The 18,035-nt window shown below is 49.5% G+C and carries 17 protein-coding genes; 1 reads left to right on the top strand and 16 read right to left on the bottom strand.

The annotated features are described in order from the left end of the window. Positions 1-136: 136 nt before the first annotated feature. The 13 genes from AC0YNV_RS01685 to cymR all read right to left on the bottom strand — a co-directional run bounded on the left by AC0YNV_RS01685 (position 137) and on the right by cymR (position 11,897). Positions 137-1,393: a peptidase U32 family protein gene (locus tag AC0YNV_RS01685; RefSeq protein ID WP_475765306.1), complete on the bottom strand. Its 1,257-nt coding sequence runs from the start codon at positions 1,391-1,393 to the stop codon at positions 137-139. Positions 1,394-1,430: 37 nt separating this feature from the next. Then, positions 1,431-2,396 (bottom strand): peptidase U32 family protein, encoded by a 966-nt coding sequence (locus AC0YNV_RS01680; RefSeq protein WP_475765305.1) that lies wholly within the window; start codon positions 2,394-2,396, stop codon positions 1,431-1,433. Between the two features lie 3 nt (positions 2,397-2,399). Further along, positions 2,400-3,539, bottom strand: a complete 1,140-nt coding sequence (gene mltG / locus AC0YNV_RS01675; RefSeq protein WP_475765303.1) for an endolytic transglycosylase MltG — start codon at positions 3,537-3,539, stop codon at positions 2,400-2,402. Between the two features lie 187 nt (positions 3,540-3,726). Then, the gene (locus AC0YNV_RS01670) at positions 3,727-4,023 is read right to left on the bottom strand and encodes a DUF1292 domain-containing protein (protein WP_210045702.1); all 297 of its coding nucleotides are present in this window, start codon (positions 4,021-4,023) and stop codon (positions 3,727-3,729) included. 35 nt (positions 4,024-4,058) lie between these two features. Further along, a complete protein-coding gene (locus AC0YNV_RS01665) occupies positions 4,059-4,370 on the bottom strand; it encodes a DUF1292 domain-containing protein (protein WP_210045701.1) in 312 nt (103 codons plus the stop codon). 8 nt (positions 4,371-4,378) lie between these two features. After that, positions 4,379-4,795, bottom strand: a complete 417-nt coding sequence (gene ruvX / locus AC0YNV_RS01660) for a Holliday junction resolvase RuvX (RefSeq protein ID WP_475765301.1) — start codon at positions 4,793-4,795, stop codon at positions 4,379-4,381. A gap of 27 nt (positions 4,796-4,822) precedes the next feature. Beyond that, complete coding sequence (locus tag AC0YNV_RS01655) at positions 4,823-5,086, bottom strand: IreB family regulatory phosphoprotein (protein WP_210045699.1); 264 nt, start codon at positions 5,084-5,086, stop codon at positions 4,823-4,825. A 48-nt stretch (positions 5,087-5,134) separates the two neighbouring features. Next, positions 5,135-7,777 (bottom strand): alanine--tRNA ligase, encoded by a 2,643-nt coding sequence (gene alaS, locus AC0YNV_RS01650; RefSeq protein ID WP_475765299.1) that lies wholly within the window; start codon positions 7,775-7,777, stop codon positions 5,135-5,137. A gap of 389 nt (positions 7,778-8,166) precedes the next feature. Then, positions 8,167-9,237, bottom strand: coding sequence for an AI-2E family transporter (locus AC0YNV_RS01645; RefSeq protein WP_210045697.1), 1,071 nt, complete (start codon positions 9,235-9,237; stop codon positions 8,167-8,169). A 262-nt stretch (positions 9,238-9,499) separates the two neighbouring features. Beyond that, the gene (locus AC0YNV_RS01640; RefSeq protein ID WP_210045696.1) at positions 9,500-9,694 is read right to left on the bottom strand and encodes a hypothetical protein; all 195 of its coding nucleotides are present in this window, start codon (positions 9,692-9,694) and stop codon (positions 9,500-9,502) included. Further along, positions 9,691-10,242 (bottom strand): PRC-barrel domain-containing protein, encoded by a 552-nt coding sequence (locus AC0YNV_RS01635; RefSeq protein ID WP_210045695.1) that lies wholly within the window; start codon positions 10,240-10,242, stop codon positions 9,691-9,693. The genes AC0YNV_RS01640 and AC0YNV_RS01635 overlap by 4 nt, the downstream gene beginning before the upstream one ends. Before the next feature lie 16 nt (positions 10,243-10,258). Further along, entirely contained in the window at positions 10,259-11,413 is a 1,155-nt protein-coding gene (locus AC0YNV_RS01630; RefSeq protein WP_475765297.1) for a cysteine desulfurase family protein, read from the bottom strand. Positions 11,414-11,477: 64 nt separating this feature from the next. After that, entirely contained in the window at positions 11,478-11,897 is a 420-nt protein-coding gene (gene cymR / locus AC0YNV_RS01625) for a cysteine metabolism transcriptional regulator CymR (RefSeq protein ID WP_210045693.1), read from the bottom strand. A 250-nt stretch (positions 11,898-12,147) separates the two neighbouring features. On the opposite strand from cymR, the gene mnmA reads away from it, so the two are divergent. Beyond that, positions 12,148-13,248 carry a tRNA 2-thiouridine(34) synthase MnmA gene (mnmA, locus tag AC0YNV_RS01620; protein ID WP_475765295.1) on the top strand — a complete coding sequence of 367 codons (1,101 nt, stop codon included), beginning with the start codon at positions 12,148-12,150 and terminating at the stop codon, positions 13,246-13,248. 125 nt (positions 13,249-13,373) lie between these two features. On the opposite strand, the gene AC0YNV_RS01615 is transcribed toward mnmA, so the two are convergent. The 3 genes from AC0YNV_RS01615 to AC0YNV_RS01605 form a co-directional block, all read right to left on the bottom strand. Beyond that, complete coding sequence (locus AC0YNV_RS01615) at positions 13,374-14,726, bottom strand: hemolysin family protein (protein WP_210045691.1); 1,353 nt, start codon at positions 14,724-14,726, stop codon at positions 13,374-13,376. Positions 14,727-14,973: 247 nt separating this feature from the next. Further along, positions 14,974-16,284, bottom strand: a complete 1,311-nt coding sequence (locus AC0YNV_RS01610) for a replication-associated recombination protein A (RefSeq protein WP_475765293.1) — start codon at positions 16,282-16,284, stop codon at positions 14,974-14,976. A 254-nt stretch (positions 16,285-16,538) separates the two neighbouring features. Further along, a complete protein-coding gene (locus AC0YNV_RS01605) occupies positions 16,539-17,882 on the bottom strand; it encodes an Nramp family divalent metal transporter (protein ID WP_210045740.1) in 1,344 nt (447 codons plus the stop codon). Positions 17,883-18,035 lie beyond the last annotated feature (153 nt).

Genomic DNA, 18,035 nt, shown 5'->3' with positions numbered 1-18,035 from the left:
CTGGCGAAAATCAATATCCTATATATCGGTAATGAAGGCCATCATTGTTAGCCAATTTCATCAAAAATTCATAAAAAAAACCTTTCCTGGTGAAAGCTCACCGGAAAGGCACATGACTTTAGTCTTATGAAGGAACCTAACTTACGCGTACCCGTTTGCGCATCATATCCATCGGCTTGACCGGATGCTCGGTCTTCATTACGATAGATTGCAGCGGATGGCGCGCCGCATCTAGCGTTGTTCCTGCTTCATCGGTAATTGGACCGACGATCTGCTTGAAAAAGGTGCCCTGCGGGCCAAAGAACTCCACTTCTTGTCCGGGCTTGAAATGATTGCGCTGCTGGACAACGGCAAGCCCTGTAGATGAATCGTAGGACAGAACAACGCCGGCAAAATCATACGGAGCCGCCTTTTCCTCCGGCTCATAAATATGATCCTCCGCACCAGGCGTGTCAAAGAAAAAACCGGTGTTGAGCGGACGGTTGGCCGCCTTGTTCAAATCATCCAGCCACTCTTGCTTCATTATATAATGCTCCGGGTCAGCCATATAGGAATCGATAGCCTGCCTGTAAGCATTAACGACCGTAGCGACATAGTGAACACTTTTCATCCGGCCTTCTATTTTGAAGCTGTCGATGCCCGCTTCAATTAAATCTGGAATGTCTGACAGCATGCACAGATCCTTGGAGCCCATGGTGAATTTGTCTTCATCGGCACCGAACATCGGCCTGTCTTCCTCAAAAATATCATATTTCCAGCGGCAGGACTGGGAGCAGCCGCCCCTGTTGGAATCTCTGTCTGTGAAATGATTGGACAGCACGCAGCGGCCCGAGAATGAAGAGCACATGGCCCCATGGATGAACGCCTCTATCTCAATATCCACATGTGCCTTGATCTGAGCGATTTCCTCCAGGCTTGTTTCGCGGGCAAGCACCACGCGCGGCAGTCCCTCTTCTTTCCAAAATTGGACAGCCTGCCAATTCAGCGTAGATTGCTGGGTGCTCAGATGCACCTCCAGCTTGGGGGCTACTCGCTGTGCCGTCTCAATAATGACGGGATCAGCAGCAATGATGGCCGCAATTCCGGCTTTCTGGAGATTTTGAAGATAATCCTCCAAGCCTGCAATATCCTCATTGTGGGCATAAATATTTGTAGCTACGAATACCTTCGCTCCATAGCGTGCGGCAAATTCGACGCCTTCCTTCATTTCTTCAAAGCTGAAATTGCCGGCTCCCGACCGCAGACCATACTTCTGGCCACCAATATATACGGCGTCTGCTCCATAGTGAACGGCAAATTTAAGCTTTTCCAAATTCCCTGCCGGCGCCAGCAGCTCGGGTTTGGCGAGCCGATGACGTTTACCGGTTAAACTCGGCGATGTTAGGGTCGTCACGGTGTCACCTCCTGAATAATCGTTATCGATTTAAACTTTAATACACCTGTTCTTTATAGAAAAAGCCGTAAGACAGCTCGCGCGCGGGATCTTGTACAGCCTTGATTGAATCAAGCCATTCCTCCTGAAAGGAATAGTCTGCCGGACTCTCAAAATAAGCATCGATAGCGGCACGGTAGCTGCGTACGACGGTCTCGTTGTACTTGGCCGATTTAAGCAGTCCCTCAATCTTAAAACTGTCAATCCCGGCTTCCATGAGTTCATGCAGATTTTCAATCATGCAGATATCATCCGAGCTCATGATATGCGTCCCGTTCGCATCCTCATAAATGGGAAAGCGTTCGTCCGGCCGTTCGACCTCAATCAAATACAAACCGTCCTCATATGTGCCATGCGCAGTTCCTCCCTGCATATCCCCATCCACTTCGTCGGCATTCGCCGATTGTCCCTGATGATCCAAATAATTCTGCACAAGCGGCCTCTTGGAATGATAAATATTCGTTAAACCATGAACCTGCACCTGCACCTGCAGCTTCGTGTGCGCCTTGGCTTCCAGCACCTGCTCCATATTCAGCTCGCGTGCAAGCACTACCCTTACAGCGCCGCGGCGTCCCCAATAATTAGCCGTCTCATAATTGGTTGAAGTCATTTCCGCATTCCAATGAAGCTTCAAGTGAGGAGCAGCCATGCGCGCAGCCATCAGAACAGCAGGATCTCCGAATACAATGCCATCCACGCCAGCAGCTGATAAAGCCTGGATATAGTCAGGCAGCGTTTCTACTGTCGCATTATCCATAACATTGTTAAGAGCCGCATAGACAGCAACACCCTTGTGGTGCGCTATCCTGACCGCGTCGGCCATAGCCGCAGCATTGAATTCGCCCGGCAACCGCAGGCCGTATCGGGATTCACCAAGCACAAATGCATCTGCGCCCGCTTCAATCAGCCGCTCCACCTCTTCCAATGAAGCGGCGACTGTGAGCAGCTCGGGTTTCGTTGTCATTATCTACCCTCCCTGTTTCGCCGTCTCATTGCTTTTGGCTATATTTTGATTATGCTCTTTCAGAGTGCGGCCGAACAAATGCTCATGGCTGCCGTCTTTTTTGGTCACATAATAAAGATAATCCGTTTTCTCCGGCAGCAGGGCAGCCTCAATCGATTTGAGGCTTGGCGAAGCAATCGGACCTGGCGGCAGGCCTTTAATCCGGTACGTATTATAGGGACTATCCACTTGGGTATCCTCTTCCAGCAGCCGCTCTTTGGGTGCAGGAAGGGAATATTGTACGGTAGCATCAATTTGCAGAGGCATGCCTTCGGCAATCCGGTTATAGATAATTCCAGCCACGATTGGCCGTTCTTTCTCCACCACAACCTCACGCTCAACCAGAGAAGCAATGGTCATCAGAGAATGAAAATCGATTTTACGCTCGGCAAGCGTCTCTTCCCAGTTCTCCGGAAGCGAATCCAGCTTATGATCCAGTTCTCCCAGCATACGGGTAATGATCGCCTCTGCGTCGCTGCCTTTCTCCATCTCGTAAGTTTCCGGGAACAAGTACCCTTCCAGGCGATGCTTCATCTGCTTGCTGTCCTTAGGGATATCCCTCACAGCCTCCGCATCCCCCCAGGTCCGATCGGTATCAGCCAGCTTGAGGAACGCCTCCCGGTCCACATAGCCGTCTTTGCTTAAGGTATCGGCGATTTGTTCAATCGTAAAGCCCTCCGGGATGGTAAATCGGATCGTTTCCTTCTCCAATATTGCTCCCGCATTCAAGGCAGCAATAACCGAATCCTTGTCCATGCCGGGATTCAAGGCGTACACGCCAGCTTGAAACCTCGGGCCCTCATCCTTCAAACGCAAATAATATTTGAAAAGAAAGGCATTCCGAATAATTCCCTCTTCTTCGAGAGTATCGGCAAAATTAAACGGAGACATTCCTTTTTTGAGCTCGATCTGTTTGGCTTCACCTTTTGAGGCAGGGCGCAGGCCATTCCATATGTAGAATGCGATACTGGCTGTTATAACAATAATTAAGCCTAACAGTGTAAGTATGACCCATAGGGTTATTCGTCCACGCCTTGGTCCTGCTGGGCGATTATTATTGTTTACCGGCTTCTCACTCACCGGCTGCTGGTCTGATCGATCCAAGGATATATCCTCCATTATAATGAAATCGCGGAAAAGGACGGCCTTGCGCCGCCCCCATCCTTGAAGCATCAGAGACAGCTTCAGCTTCGGCTGATCATCCCTGATCTAATCTATGTGAAGAAATTTTACCATTTTCTTCTTATTATTTCAGTTATCATACTTTGATAACCAATTGAGTTGGGCTAAGCTACGGCTGCTGATCCCCGTCAAACAACAAGTCGTCATAAGCTTCTGCAGCAGCTTCCCATTCCTCATCATCCTCAATGGACTCCAGTGACGGCTCTGAACCGCCAGTAAGAATTCGGAAGAATGCTACTTCATCCGACTTTCGCATGAGAGCGGATTGCAGACCCGCATAATCTGAACCGCCAACACGGAACTCAGCTACAATTCTCAGCGATTCTGTCTGTCCGTCCTCGCCGACCAACTCGACTTCCTGCCCGTAAACAGCCTTCAGGACGGAAATTCTCTCGACAGTGGACACCGATTATGCACACCTTTCTTCAGAAAAAATAATTCTTAGCCTTCGCTCTCCTCGATTTCGGCAAGAAGTGTATTGAAGGTTTCTTCAACCATATTCCACTCTTCTTCGTCCTCGATCGTATACAGCTTCAGATCATCGCCTTCTTCTTCATAACGGAAAGCGTAAACCTCTTCAGCTTCTTCCGAATCCTCGTCGGAATCTGCATTCAATGGCACAACCATCATATATTTCTGATCGGAACCGTCTACCTCAAACTTCATGACAACCTCGAATTCTTCCTCGTTGCCTTCTTCATCTGGAATGTAGATGATTTCCGGCTCTTCGTACTGCATGTCGTCCTTTGTCATCGTTACCCTCACCTTTTCGTTTTAGAATCGAGATAATTTTGCAAAATGAGCGCTGCCGCCATTTTGTCCACCACTAACTTTCGCTTCTTCCGGCTGACATCCGCTTCGAGCAAGGTTCTTTCTGCCGCGACGGTTGTCAGACGTTCGTCCCATAGGTGAACGGGTACATTTAGCTTTTGCTGCAATGTTTGTGCGAATGCGATGCAAATTTCGCCACGCGGACCGATGGTTCCATTCATGTTTTTCGGTAAACCGACCACAATTTCGCTTACTTCATGCTCACGGACCAGACTTTCAATCGCATTGATTTCACTATTGTCGCGACGCTTCTCGACAATACCGAGTCCTTGAGCAGTCCAGCCGAATGCGTCACTGACGGCAACTCCGATTCTGCGGTCGCCGTAATCCAATCCCATAAGACGCATACGCCAGATGACCTCTTTCATTGAAAATTACGTACGATGCTTGCTTAAATACGAGCGTACGAGTTCTTCAATAAGCTCGTCTCTTTCTTTTCTGCGAATTAGACTTCTGGCGTTGTTATGCCGCGGAATGTACGCGGGATCTCCGGACAACAGATAGCCGACAATCTGGTTGATCGGATTGTAATCCTTCTCCTGCAGAGCATCGTAAACAGACAGCAGTATCTCTTCTGAAGAAGTCTCGGGTCCCTCCGCCTTCACGTCGAATTTCATTGTCTTGTCCATGGAACTCATCGCCAGCACCTCACTTTCCAAGTCGCTTAAAAACGGTAATATAGCTAATCATATCACATTTCCCTGGGATAGAACCAGTTCTTGCGCAATTTGCAGCGCTTCTCCTAATTTAGACGGATCTTTACCGCCAGCCTGGGCCATATCAGGGCGTCCGCCACCGCCTCCGCCGCAAGCTGCCGCTGCCGCTTTAATGATTTTTCCGGCATTGTAGCCTTGTTTGACGAGCTCAGGAGATACCGCTGCCACCAGATTGACCTTGTCCTCTGAAACGGCTCCAAGAACGATCACGGCTTCGCCGAGCTTTGCTCTGAGCTCATCCACAATGCCGCGCAGCGCATCCATGGACGGCGCATTGACCTGACTCGTCAGAACCGTAACCCCGTTCACAGTCTTCGCCTGCGATTCCAGAGAGCCTGCTTCAATGCGGCCAAGCTTGCTTTGAAGCGATTCATTTTCCCGGCCTAGCTCCTTCACTTGCGCATTCAATGCTTCAATCCGTTTTGGCACTTCATTCATATTCGATTTCAGCAATCCGGCAGATTGCTTGAGCAGATCCAGCTGGCTCTCTACATATAGATAGGCATGGCGGCCGGTAACCGCTTCGATCCGGCGGACACCTGAGCCGATTCCGCTTTCGCCTACCAGCTTGAACAGCCCAATCTGCGCCGTATTGGCAACATGACAGCCGCCGCATAGTTCAAGGCTGTATTCTCCGACGCGCACGACACGCACGACATCGCCATACTTCTCGCCGAAGAGTGCCATAGCTCCCATTGCCCTGGCTTCGGCCAGCGATTTATAATCGATCTGCAGCGGCGTTCCGATCCAGATTTGTTCATTAACACGGCGTTCAATATCACTCAGCTCCTCGGCGCTGATGCTGCCGAAATGGGAGAAGTCAAAGCGCAGGCGCTCAGGCTCAACGAGAGATCCCGCCTGATTGACATGCTCGCCAAGAACATCTTTAAGCGCGCGGTGCAGCAAATGAGTTGCGGTGTGATTCTTAACGGTCGCTTCACGCGTTTGTCTGCTGACAGCGGCTTGAACACGATCGCCGATACGCAGCGTTCCGCTTGTAACAAGGGCGTGATGAACCGGTTGTCCATGCGGCGCTTTGGTTACATCCTCGACAATCAGCGTAAAGTCGCTTCCTGTAATCATCCCATGGTCGCCGACCTGTCCTCCGCTTTCTGCATAGAAAGGCGTTTGGTCAAGCAGCACAAGAACGCGGCTGCCTTCACCAGCCTCGCTTACCGACTCCTGGCCGCTGACGATGGCAATCACCGTTGCCCCTTCGGCTGTCAGCTCATCATAGCCGATGAATTCCGATTTCTCGGTGAAATTCGCAAGCGGACCGCCCTGCACATTCATGCTGCCCGTATCCTGTCGCGCTGACCTCGCCCTGTCGCGCTGCGCTTCCATTGCTGTGTCGAAGCCTTCGCGATCTACCGTCATACCCTGTTCTGACGCATAATCCTCGGTCAAATCAAACGGAAATCCGTAGGTATCATACAGCTTGAACGCATCCGGACCATTGATTTCCTTCTGGCCGGCCGTCTTGGCCGTTCGTACGAGTTCATCCAGCAGCGCAAGACCATCCGACAGCGTTTCGTGGAAACGCTCCTCTTCCGTGCGGATGACCTTCTCAATGAATTCCCGTTTCTCAACAACTTCGGGGTAGTAGACACCCATGATATCGCCTACTACTGCGACCAGTTCATGCAGGAAAGGCCGGTCTACGCCCAGCGATTTGCCATAGCGGACCGCACGGCGCAGCAAGCGGCGGATAATATAACCGCGTCCTTCGTTTGACGGAAGAACGCCATCTCCTACGGCAAAAGCAACTGTACGGATGTGATCGGCAATAACCTTTAATGCGATGTCATGCTCCACATTGGCCCCATAACGAACGGAATCGCCGGCAATCTGGCAGGTCTGATTGATAATCGGACGGAACAGATCCGTGTCAAAATTGGAATCCACATCCTGAAGGATCGATGCGAAGCGTTCCAGACCTGCGCCGGTATCTATGTTTTTGTTCGGGAGCGGCGTATAGCTGCCGTCCTTGTTATGGTTGAATTGTGAGAAAACAAGGTTCCACACTTCCAGGAAGCGCTCATTCTCCCCGCCAGGCCAGCATTCGGGATCACTCAGATCGCCGTATTTGTCCCCGCGGTCATAGAAGATTTCCGTACAAGGGCCGCATGGTCCTTCGCCGATATCCCAGAAGTTCTCATCCAGCTTGTAGATCCGCTCTGCAGGCAGACCAATCTTCTCATTCCAGTAACGGAAGGCTTCCTCGTCTTCGGGATATACCGTCACCGACAAGCGATCCGGCTCAAAGCCGATCCACTCGGGGCTCGTCAGAAATTCCCAGGCCCAGGTTATAACCTCTTCCTTGAAATAATCGCCGATCGAGAAGTTGCCCAGCATCTCAAAAAACGTATGATGCCGGCGCGTTTTGCCCACATTCTCGATATCATTGGTGCGGATGCATTTCTGGGAATTGGCGATTCTCGGATTATCCGGAATGACACGGCCGTCGAAATACGATTTAAGCGGGGCCATTCCGGCATTAATCCACAATAGGGAAGGATCGTTATGCGGTACGAGCGATGCGCTTGGTTCGATTTTATGGCCTTTGCTTTCGAAGAAAGCGAGCCATTTGGAACGGATCTCACTGGCTTTCATAAAGAATCAACCTCCATCATAAATTGAAAATAAAAAAAACGCCCCCTAAAAACAGGGACGAATCATTCGCGGTACCACCCTGGTTATTGCCACGAACACCAGCAGGGAAGAAATCTCTTCCGACCGGTAATCCCAATATGGGCAATCTCCTTAAGCGGGCGTTAACGGGCCCAACCGGTGAAGTTCTTTCACACTCCGAAACCAGCATTCAGCGGTTCTTCGCCAATAGAATTCTCTCAGCCGACGCAGTATTGCTCTTCATGCAAGCAATCTGCGAAGAAATTCTTTCTCTGATTGGCGGGCTACAGCCTACTATAGTTTCATCTACGCTTTGGCAGTCATGCAATTGACTTATTTGCATTTAGTATAGCGACACAGCAGGCCTGCTGTCAAATGGTCTTTCGGCGCACATAATAGGCGAATATATGCTGAACGACGACCTTCAGGGCCGCAAAAATCGGCACCGCCAGAATCATCCCCACCATGCCCGCCAGTTCACCCCCAACCAGGAGGGCAAAAATAATCGACAATGGATGCATATGCAGCGTCCTGCCTACGACCTGGGGGGATACGACGTTGCTCTCAAGGATTTGGCAGGCGGTATTGACAATAACGACCATCAGCACCATCTTCATCGATATGGTGGATGCCATGACTAGCGCAGGCGCCGCGCCGAAGAACGGTCCGAGATAAGGAATAATATTCGTAATCGCCACCACGCTTGCAAGAAGCAGCGGATAGGGCATCCCGATGATCCAGTAACCGATATAGGCCAGAATGCCGACAATCAGACAAACGAGAAATTGCCCACGGATATAGCTGCCAAGCGCATTATCGATATCCTTGATGAGTCTTACAGCATGGTTGCGGTGGGTTCTGGGCACATAAGTCAGCACCGTGCGCTCGAAGACATTGAAATCCTTCATAATATAAAAGGCCAGAAATGGGATAATGAATGCGATAAAGATGACGTTGAGCATCGCCCCAATATTATTGACAAAATCAAAAATCGCATCGGATGACTGTTTTTCCAGCTTATACAACGAATTATTGATCCCGCTGCGGATGCTTTCCGGCAGAAATGATGTATTGTTCAAATCATTTACCAGGCTCTGCGCACGCATCGTCAAATCCGGCATATGCTGATTAAGCTCCTGCAGCTGCTCCAGAAACATCGGGATCGCATTGATAAGCACTACCGTAAGCGAAGCACAGAACACAGCGTAAATCAGCAGCACCGCCATCGTTCTCGGCACTTTCCGTTCATTAAGTAAATTCACGATCGGATTCAACACGTACGAAACAATCATGGCAATGAGAAAAGGAGCCAGAACGGCTTTGAGAAATCCGTAGATGTGCACGATGATCGGCTTCACCAACAGGAGTAAATATAAAGAAATCAGCCCCAAAATCAGATATATGAGCCAAGCAAAAAAGCGGTTGTTAGTAAAGCGCTCCATACTCGTCCCCCCGCACGACCCTTAGGAACCTGTCCAGAATCGTTCTTCCGTACAGTATATGTACAAGGCAGGGAATTCATCCTTTGTAATTGCGGAGTGCCGTTTAATTCCAATCACCGGTTGGCGGGTTTAGCCAAAAAAGTCCACAAAAAAAGACGGGCCTTTCGGCCGCCTTTTTTAAAAACCTATAGAATTTATAATCGTTTCAACTCGCTGAGCCGCCATAGGACGTCCATCAGGCGTTTCTTCTTGCAGACCCTTACTAATTTGCATGAATCTGAGGAATTTCCTCTTCAAAAAACAAATCGTCGAGCGAGCTTAACGTGCCATCCTCTTCCACTTGAAAGACAGACATTTTATCGCCATTGACTGTCAATTCAATGAAGCATCCCCAACAGTAATACTGGTGGGATCCGATTTTCCCGATATCTTTCGAGTTGCAGTTTGGGCATCTCATGTTTCATTTCTCCCTATATCCGAATCAGAAGCGGCGACCGGCTCCATAAATGCCTCAATGCCGGCCGGAACGATAATCGCATTTTCCCCGAGCAGGACAAGATCAGCATCGCGCGGAGCGGGCAGCCACTTGCGGCCTTCCATCAAATCCGCTATAAACCCATCTGTCAACTCATAGCCTACTATTTGTGTACCCAGTAAATCCTCAAAATAAACATCCGATACCCGGCCAAGCTGCTCGCCGAGGTCCGTAACGATCGGCAAATCCTTCAAATGGACAAGCCCGGTGTGAAAAGTCCGCTGAACCTCAACGGTTTCCTTCTTGCGGACCGATGCCTCATTCATGACGAGAACGGCGTCACCGCCGCAGATCAGAACCTCACTCCAGCGCACGGTCTTCATGGCGGATAAGAACCGCCTCCCGGCATCGAGCACTATTCCATCAAGCTGCCAATGTTCGTTAAACCAGACGTCTTTTACATAGCCTACATGCTTGCCTTTGCTGACTTCAATAACAGGAAGTCCAATCATATGCTGTAATCGGATCAAAGGGTTTGGAGGCCTCCTAGGCATTAGTACGGATGCGGTTGTAAAAAGTTTCAACTTTTTTTGCCGCAATCTCAAGTTCCTCCAAAGTATTCCCCAAACCAAAGCTGAAACGTACGGCAGACGATAATCTCTCCGGCGGCAAAGCCATCGCTTCCAGCACATGAGACGGCTCGAGTGCTCCCGCAGTACAGGCTGAGCCGCTTGACGCTGCGATCCCTTCCAAATCCAGGTTCATCAGCATCGTCTCCGTATTCAAACCGATAAAGCTGACATTAATAATATGCGGTACTCTCAGCGTATCGTGGCCATTAATGATCAATCGCTCAGAGCCGACTATCCTGCGCATACTATCTATCCATTTATAACGAAGCTCGTCCATAAAAAGTTTCTTTTCCTGCCATGAATTCACAGAATGTTCAATCGATTTGGCGAAACCTACGATTCCAGCCACATTTTCGGTTCCTGCACGCCGTTTTCTTTCCTGCAAACCGCCATATAGCAAAGGCATGATAGATGTCTGTTTGGAAACATACAAAGCACCGACTCCCTGCGGTCCGTTAATCTTATGGGCTGAGAAGCTCATCAAGTCGACCGGCATACCCTTCAGATCGATCGGAAGCAAAGAAAGCGCCTGAACGGCGTCCACATGAAAGAGAACCCCTCGCGAACGGGCAATTTCGCCAATTTCCTCGATGGGCTGTACGGTTCCGGTTTCATTGTTGGCATACATCACACTAATAAGCGCTGTCTCTGCAGTGATCGCCTTCTCCACGTCCAGGGGAGATACACGGCCATCCGAATCGACCGGAAGGACGGTTAACTGAAATCCTTCCTTCACTAATGCCTCGCAGGTATGCAGCACCGCATGATGCTCCACCGCCGATGTAATGATATGTGTTTTTCCTTTATGCTTGCCTGCTCTTGCCGCACCCGTGATAGCGGTATTGTCGCTCTCCGTGCCGCCGGAAGTAAAAACGAGCTCCGAAGGCTGGCAGCCCACCGCTGATGCAATAATATCCCGTGCATGATTGAGCCGCTGACGCGCCGCACGGCCAAAATGATGAATACTCGACGCGTTGCCGGGTTCACCCGTATAAACCTCCATCATGGCCTTGGCCACCTCAGGATGGAGAGGTGTTGTTGCTGCGTGATCCAAATAAATTAAAGCCATCGTTCCTTCACCCTTACCGGCCTTTCGGGCCTTGACATTATCCCGTCAAACCATGCTTTCATTCTTAGATATAAAACATGTATGAATCGATTTCACCATTCTCTTTATAGGAGATCAGGTCCGCAAGAGTGGTAGAATCCAGCACCTCAGCTATGCTGTCCCGGATGCGAAGCCACAGATCCCGCTTGGCAGGGTCGTCTTCTTCTGTAAAATCAACCGGAGAAATCGGCCCTTCCAGTATCCGGATCACATCGCCGGAAGTAATGGATTCCGGTTCCTTGGAGAGAATATAGCCGCCGTATGCGCCGCGGATGCTTTTGACAAGTCCCGCATTCCGCAGCGGCGCAATCAACTGCTCCAGGTAATGCTCCGATAAATTATTTCGCTCCGCAATGCTTTTCAGTGATGTGGGGCCTTCCCCGAATTTATTGGAAAGCTCCATCATAATGGTCAATCCGTAACGTCCTTTAGTTGAAATCTTCAACTTCGACACCTCTTCTTCATTTGAAATATATCTGTATTTAAGGTAGGTTGGTCTATACACTTCTAAATCATGGTATTCCCATAACATATATATGTTAACATACGAAATGCGCTTTAGGGGAAAAAAGCTTGACTACTTCATGAAAAAGTTTATCAAATTATGCTACAATAAAGAAACTTATGAGCAAACCTTCTTTTCAATATAACAGGATGTACCCGCTCATTGTAATAATCAAGGTGGTGAATCAAGGGTGAGTAACAGTCAAATTCGCGTAGTTGTCGGCATGTCCGGCGGTGTGGATTCATCCGTCACTGCCCTACTGCTCAAGCAGCAAGGCTATGATGTGATCGGCATATTCATGAAGAACTGGGATGATACAGACGAATTCGGCCACTGCACAGCAGAGGATGATGCCGAAGATGTAAGGCGCGTCTGCGATCAGATCGGTATTCCTTATTATACCGTCAATTTTGAACAAGCCTATCAGGATAAGGTATTTGCTTATTTTCTGGACGAATACAGGCGCGGACGCACGCCGAATCCGGATGTCATGTGCAACCGTGAAATCAAATTCGGTGAGTTTCTTCAAAAAGCACTGGATCTGGGCGCCAATTATTTGGCAACGGGTCATTACGCACGGCTTGAACAGCTGGACAATGGAGAATCGCGCCTGCTGCGCGGTATCGATGGCAATAAAGATCAAACCTATTTCCTGCACGCATTGAGCCAGCAGCAGTTGGCTAAAGCGATGTTCCCAATCGGACATCTGCCCAAACCGGAAGTGAGAAGAATTGCGGAGGAGTTCGGGCTTGCAACGGCCAAGAAGAAGGACAGCACCGGTGTTTGTTTTATCGGGGAGCGCAACTTCAAGGAGTTTCTGAGCGGCTACCTGCCGGCCAAGCCCGGAATAATGGTAGATATCGAAAGCGGCGAAACGAAGGGCCGTCATGATGGCTTGATGTATTACACTTTAGGTCAGCGTCAGGGACTTGGCATCGGCGGCTCCGGAAACGGAGAACCCTGGTTTGTCGCAGCCAAGGATCTGAGCGAAAATATATTGTATGTCGTACAAGGAGACAAGCATTCCAGCTTGTACTCAAACTCGCTTACCGCCACAGGCATCAACTGGATCGCCAATGTGAAGCCGGAGGGCGCTGCCCGCTGTACCGCCAAATTCCGTTACCGTCAGCCGGATCAGGGCGTCACCCTGAAGCTGAGCAGTGACGGCTTGACCGGTGAAGTTGTATTTGACAGCCCGCAAAAAGCGATCACCCCCGGGCAGGCCGTCGTATTCTACGATGGCGATATCTGTCTGGGCGGCGGCACAATAGACCAGGTTCATCAGGATTAAGTCTTGAAGATGAACCTAAAGCAGCCTCCTGCCGTCCTCTGGTTTGCAGAATTAATGCTATAAAGCCAAAAAAGGGATTGCCTCCATCATGATTCATGACGGGGACAATCCCTTATTTTTTTATATTAACCGGTATCGACTTGAAGCTCCTGTACAGGATTAAACGCTTCTTCCGATCGTTTGCGAATTAAAATTCGCGATACACGTAAATGGTCTGTTTCTTCAATGATAAACTCATAGCCGTCGGGGTGATATACCATTTGATCGCGAGTCGGCGGTATCTCAATCTGTGCATACATCCATCCGCCTATCGTATCATAATCATCGCTTTCAATATCGATGCCGAAGTAGCTGTTGACTTCTTCAATCAGCATCATCCCGCTTACGGAATGGGAATATTCATCCTTGCGTTCAACATCCGGACGTTCCTCATCGAATTCATCCTGAATTTCCCCGACGATTTCCTCCATGATATCTTCCAGCGTCACAAGCCCCGATGTACCGCCATATTCGTCAATCAGGATGGCGATCTGCGTCTTTTTCTTCTGCATCAGCTTTAAGAGTGTACTGATCTGCATGGATTCGGGCACTGTTGTCATTGGGCGGGTAATCTGGCGAAGATCCGAAATGCCCGGAGCCGTCGTCACTTTCAGCATGTCTTTAATATGAACGAAACCGATAATATTATCTTTGTCACCATCACATACGGGATAGCGGGTATGCATCTCCTTGAGTGCGATCGCCTGATTGTCATCAAAGGAGAAATTGGCATACAAGCATACCATCTCGGTCCTGGGAATCATGATTTCTCTGGCATTCGTCTCGGCAAAATCAAATATGTTATCAACGAGTGCGAGCTCTGTATTATCAATAAGACCGGATTTGTGGCTTTCTTTCATCAAGATACGGATTTCTTCCTCCGTATGCGCCAAGGTGTGCTCGGAAGCAGGTTCAATACCGATCCGTGTCAGCATCCAGTTGGCAGTGCCGTTTAAGAACCATATGAACGGGAACATAATTTTGCGGAAAACGATGAGCGGCATGGCAGTCCACATCGTCACATCTTCCGACTTGCGAATGGCGATTGTTTTTGGAGCAAGCTCACCAAGCACGATATGCAAAAACGTGATGATGGAGAATGCAATTGCAAATGAAACCGTAGAGATTACCGTCTCATTGGAGCCCAGTTTAAGCATAATCGGCTCAATAAAGTGCTTGAGCGCCGGTTCTCCAATCCACCCGAGACCGAGCGAAGCGAGCGTAATGCCAAGCTGACAAGCGGACAAATACGCATCCAAATTGTTTGTCAACATCGAGGCAAAACGCGCACGGCGATTGCCGTCTTGTACGAGTGTGTCGATTCGGCTGCTTCTCACCTTCACCATTGCAAATTCGGCAGCTACGAAAAAACCATTCAAAAAGACAAGCAACAAAATCAAAACACCACTCCACAATATGGGTAACGGGTCACTATTCAACGATTCCCTGTCTGCCGCTTGTCGCTTGTAAGGAACGACGGTAGCAACGACAGGTGCACCTCCTTCTGGCCATGAAAATTATAATAAAAGTTTATAATCTAAGATTAGTCGAATGCTAACTTTACGTCAAACGTGGTGAATGCTGCATGTGGTCATTTTCGAGTCTATAGTAATGAATATTCGGTAAAGGTTGACCTTTATGCACATTTTACTTGCTCTTGCTTACTTTTATAAAGAAACTCGTCGTTTAACGCCCATTTCGCCGCTCTTGATTCTGTCTGATTTTATCTTCCATTCCCTGCTGGGTAGCCTCGTAAAACGTTTTATTGCGGATTTTATCAGGCAGATACTGCTGTTTGACATAATGCCCGGGAAAATTATGCGGATATTGATAACCAACATGGCCAAGCTGCTCCGCACCGCTGTAATGGGCATCCCGCAGATGAAGCGGAACTTCTGCCGAGCCTGCCGCCTCAATGGCATTCATGACATTGCCGATGGCCACCGCCGCAGCATTCGATTTGGGACTCTCGACCGCGAAAAGAATGGCCTGCGCAATATTGTATTTGGCCTCCGGCCAGCCGATCTTGTGATAGGCATCCATAGCTGTAACCGCCTGCACCATAGCCTGCGGATTGGCAAGTCCGATATCTTCGCTGCAGGCGACAATAAGCCGCCTGATGAAAGTCATAGGGTCCATTCCAAGCTTCTCGACCGCATACAGGAACCAGAAGAGCGCCGCATCGCTGGAGCCCCTGACGCTTTTGTGGAAAGCCGAAAGCACATCGTACTGCGTGGATTCATCCGCTCTGATGGTCGGCATCCGGATTGATTCTTCCGCCACTTCAAGCGTAATCCGTACGGACCCATCCTGCTCCGAAGGCGTTGTTACAGCTGCGAGTTCGATGGCATTTAGCGCTCTTCGGATATCGCCCCCTGCCTTGTTCGCAATATGCTGCAGCGCCTCTTCCTCAACATGCAGATCCATAAAGCCCAGGCCCTTCTCCTTGTCAGCCAGCGCCCGCCGCATCGCTTCAAGCGCATCCTCACGGGTCAGTGCCTCCAGCTGAAACAAGGTGGATCTCGACAAAAGCGCTCCGTTCACATAATGAAACGGATTTTCCGTCGTTGCTCCTATGAATACAATGACACCCTGCTCGACAGCCGGCAGCAAGGCATCCTGCCTGGAGGAATTGAAGCGGTGCACCTCGTCCAAAAACAAAATGGTTTTACGCCCATACATGGACTTGTTCAGCCTGGCTTCCTCTATAACCGCACGAACATCCTTGACCGTGGCATCCACCGCATTCAGTTTGACAAACTCCCCTTGTGTTCTCCGGGAGATAATATGGGCTAGCGTGGTCTTGCCGCAGCCAGGCGGTCCATACAGCAGAATCGAGGATACCTGATCCGCCTCGATTGCCCGCCGAAGCAGCTTGCCCCGGCCGACTATCTGTTCCTGTCCGATATATTCGTCGATGGTTTGCGGTCGCATCCTGTCTGCCAACAGCTTGGCTTTGGAGGAATCCGTCGTTTCCTGATAATTGAATAAATCCATTCATAACACTACCTTTGCAAGATTCGCCCCTGGAATCATTTATGTCTGTATAATACTGTCATCATAACATACAAGCACAAATGTTCGCTACCCGGCAGGCATCTCTCTAAGTCAAACTGACTAAGCTTCGCATGAGTCAGATTCTTTCCTTGGATAAAACAAAACAGCTCTCCGTGATGGGGCCCTGCCCTGAAAAAAGGGGCCAGCATCAACGGAGAACTGCCGTTTGCTTTGACATTTACGATATCCGGCTCTTATCCACGAAAAGTCTGGACGAGCAGATAAATATTCAATACCGCGATCACGACCGCCACAACCCATGCCAGAATTTTGAGCCACAGCGGGTTGGCGAACTCCCCCATCTTCAGCTTGTCGCTTGTGAACTTAACAAGCGGAATGACGGCGAATGATAATTGAAGCGACAGGATAACCTGACTCAGGATCAGAAGATCCATCGTTCCTTCTTCACCGTACAGCATGGTGACGATTACGGCCGGAATGATGGCGATCAGCCTCGTGATCAGGCGCCTCAGCCAAGCTTTGAGGCGAATATTCAGAAAGCCTTCCATCACGATCTGACCGGCCAGCGTTCCCGTCAGCGTCGAGTTCTGACCTGCCGCCAGAAGCGCTACTCCGAACAAGACGCTTGCGGCGGTCGTACCCAGAAGCGGAGCCAGCATATGGTAGGCATCATCAATCTCTGCGATGCCGGTATTACCCGAAGTGTGAAAGGTCGCCGAGGCGACGATCAGGATAGCCGCATTGATGAACAGTGCGAAAAACAAGGCTATCGTCGAATCCCAGGTCGAATATTTAATGGCTTGACGTTTACCCAGTGTCGTTTGTTCAAACTGGCGCGTCTGGACGATGGAAGAATGCAGATACAGGTTATGCGGCATGACTGTCGCGCCTAGTATCCCAATGGCGATGTACAGCATTTTCGGATCGGTAATAATTTCACTGCTTGGGATGAAGCCTTTCAGTACGCCGCTGATTTCGGGTTTTGACAGAAATAATTCAACCAGGAAACAGCCCCCTATAGTAACGATCAGCGTAATGACTAGAGCTTCTATATATCGGAAACCTTTATTTTGCAGCAAAAGAATAAGCAGAACATCAACGACCGTAATCATAATACCGACGATCAATGGAATACCGAACAGCAGGTTTAGCGCGATCGCAGAACCGATAACTTCAGCCAGGTCGCATGCGGCAATAGCCAACTCACACAGAACCCACAGCATCATCGCAACCGGTTTGCTGTAATGATCCTTACAAGCCTGAGCCAAATCCCTGCCCGTAACAATTCCAAGCTTCCCGGCAAGAGCCTGCAGTAAAATCGCCATGAGATTAGATAGTAAAATAACCGATAACAGCGTGTATCCAAACATGGAGCCGCCTGCTATATCCGTTGCCCAGTTGCCGGGGTCCATATATCCGACAGCCACCAGGTAGCCGGGACCCGCAAAGGCAAGAAATTTACGAAACCATGATCCATTCTTCGGTATTTTCATGGAACGGTATACTTCCGGAAGCGATGACGAAACCCGTTCATTCCGCCAGCCTGTTTCTTTTACAACGGGTGCTGATTCATTCATCTTGCCCTCACCTCTCGATGTCATCCAATATCTACTCCCTACATGTATGCCAATGCTTTTGAATTGTTTCCTCATTTCATTGTACACCCACAAAAAAGTTTGTCAAAGGCAACTTTTGTTGATATGCACAAAAAAAACCGCATCAATGTCATC

The sequence above is a fragment of the Paenibacillus sp. JT31N11 genome, assembly GCF_056269285.1.
The sequence above is the reverse complement of the archived record's forward strand: the minus strand, read 5'-3'. Positions and strand labels throughout refer to the sequence as shown.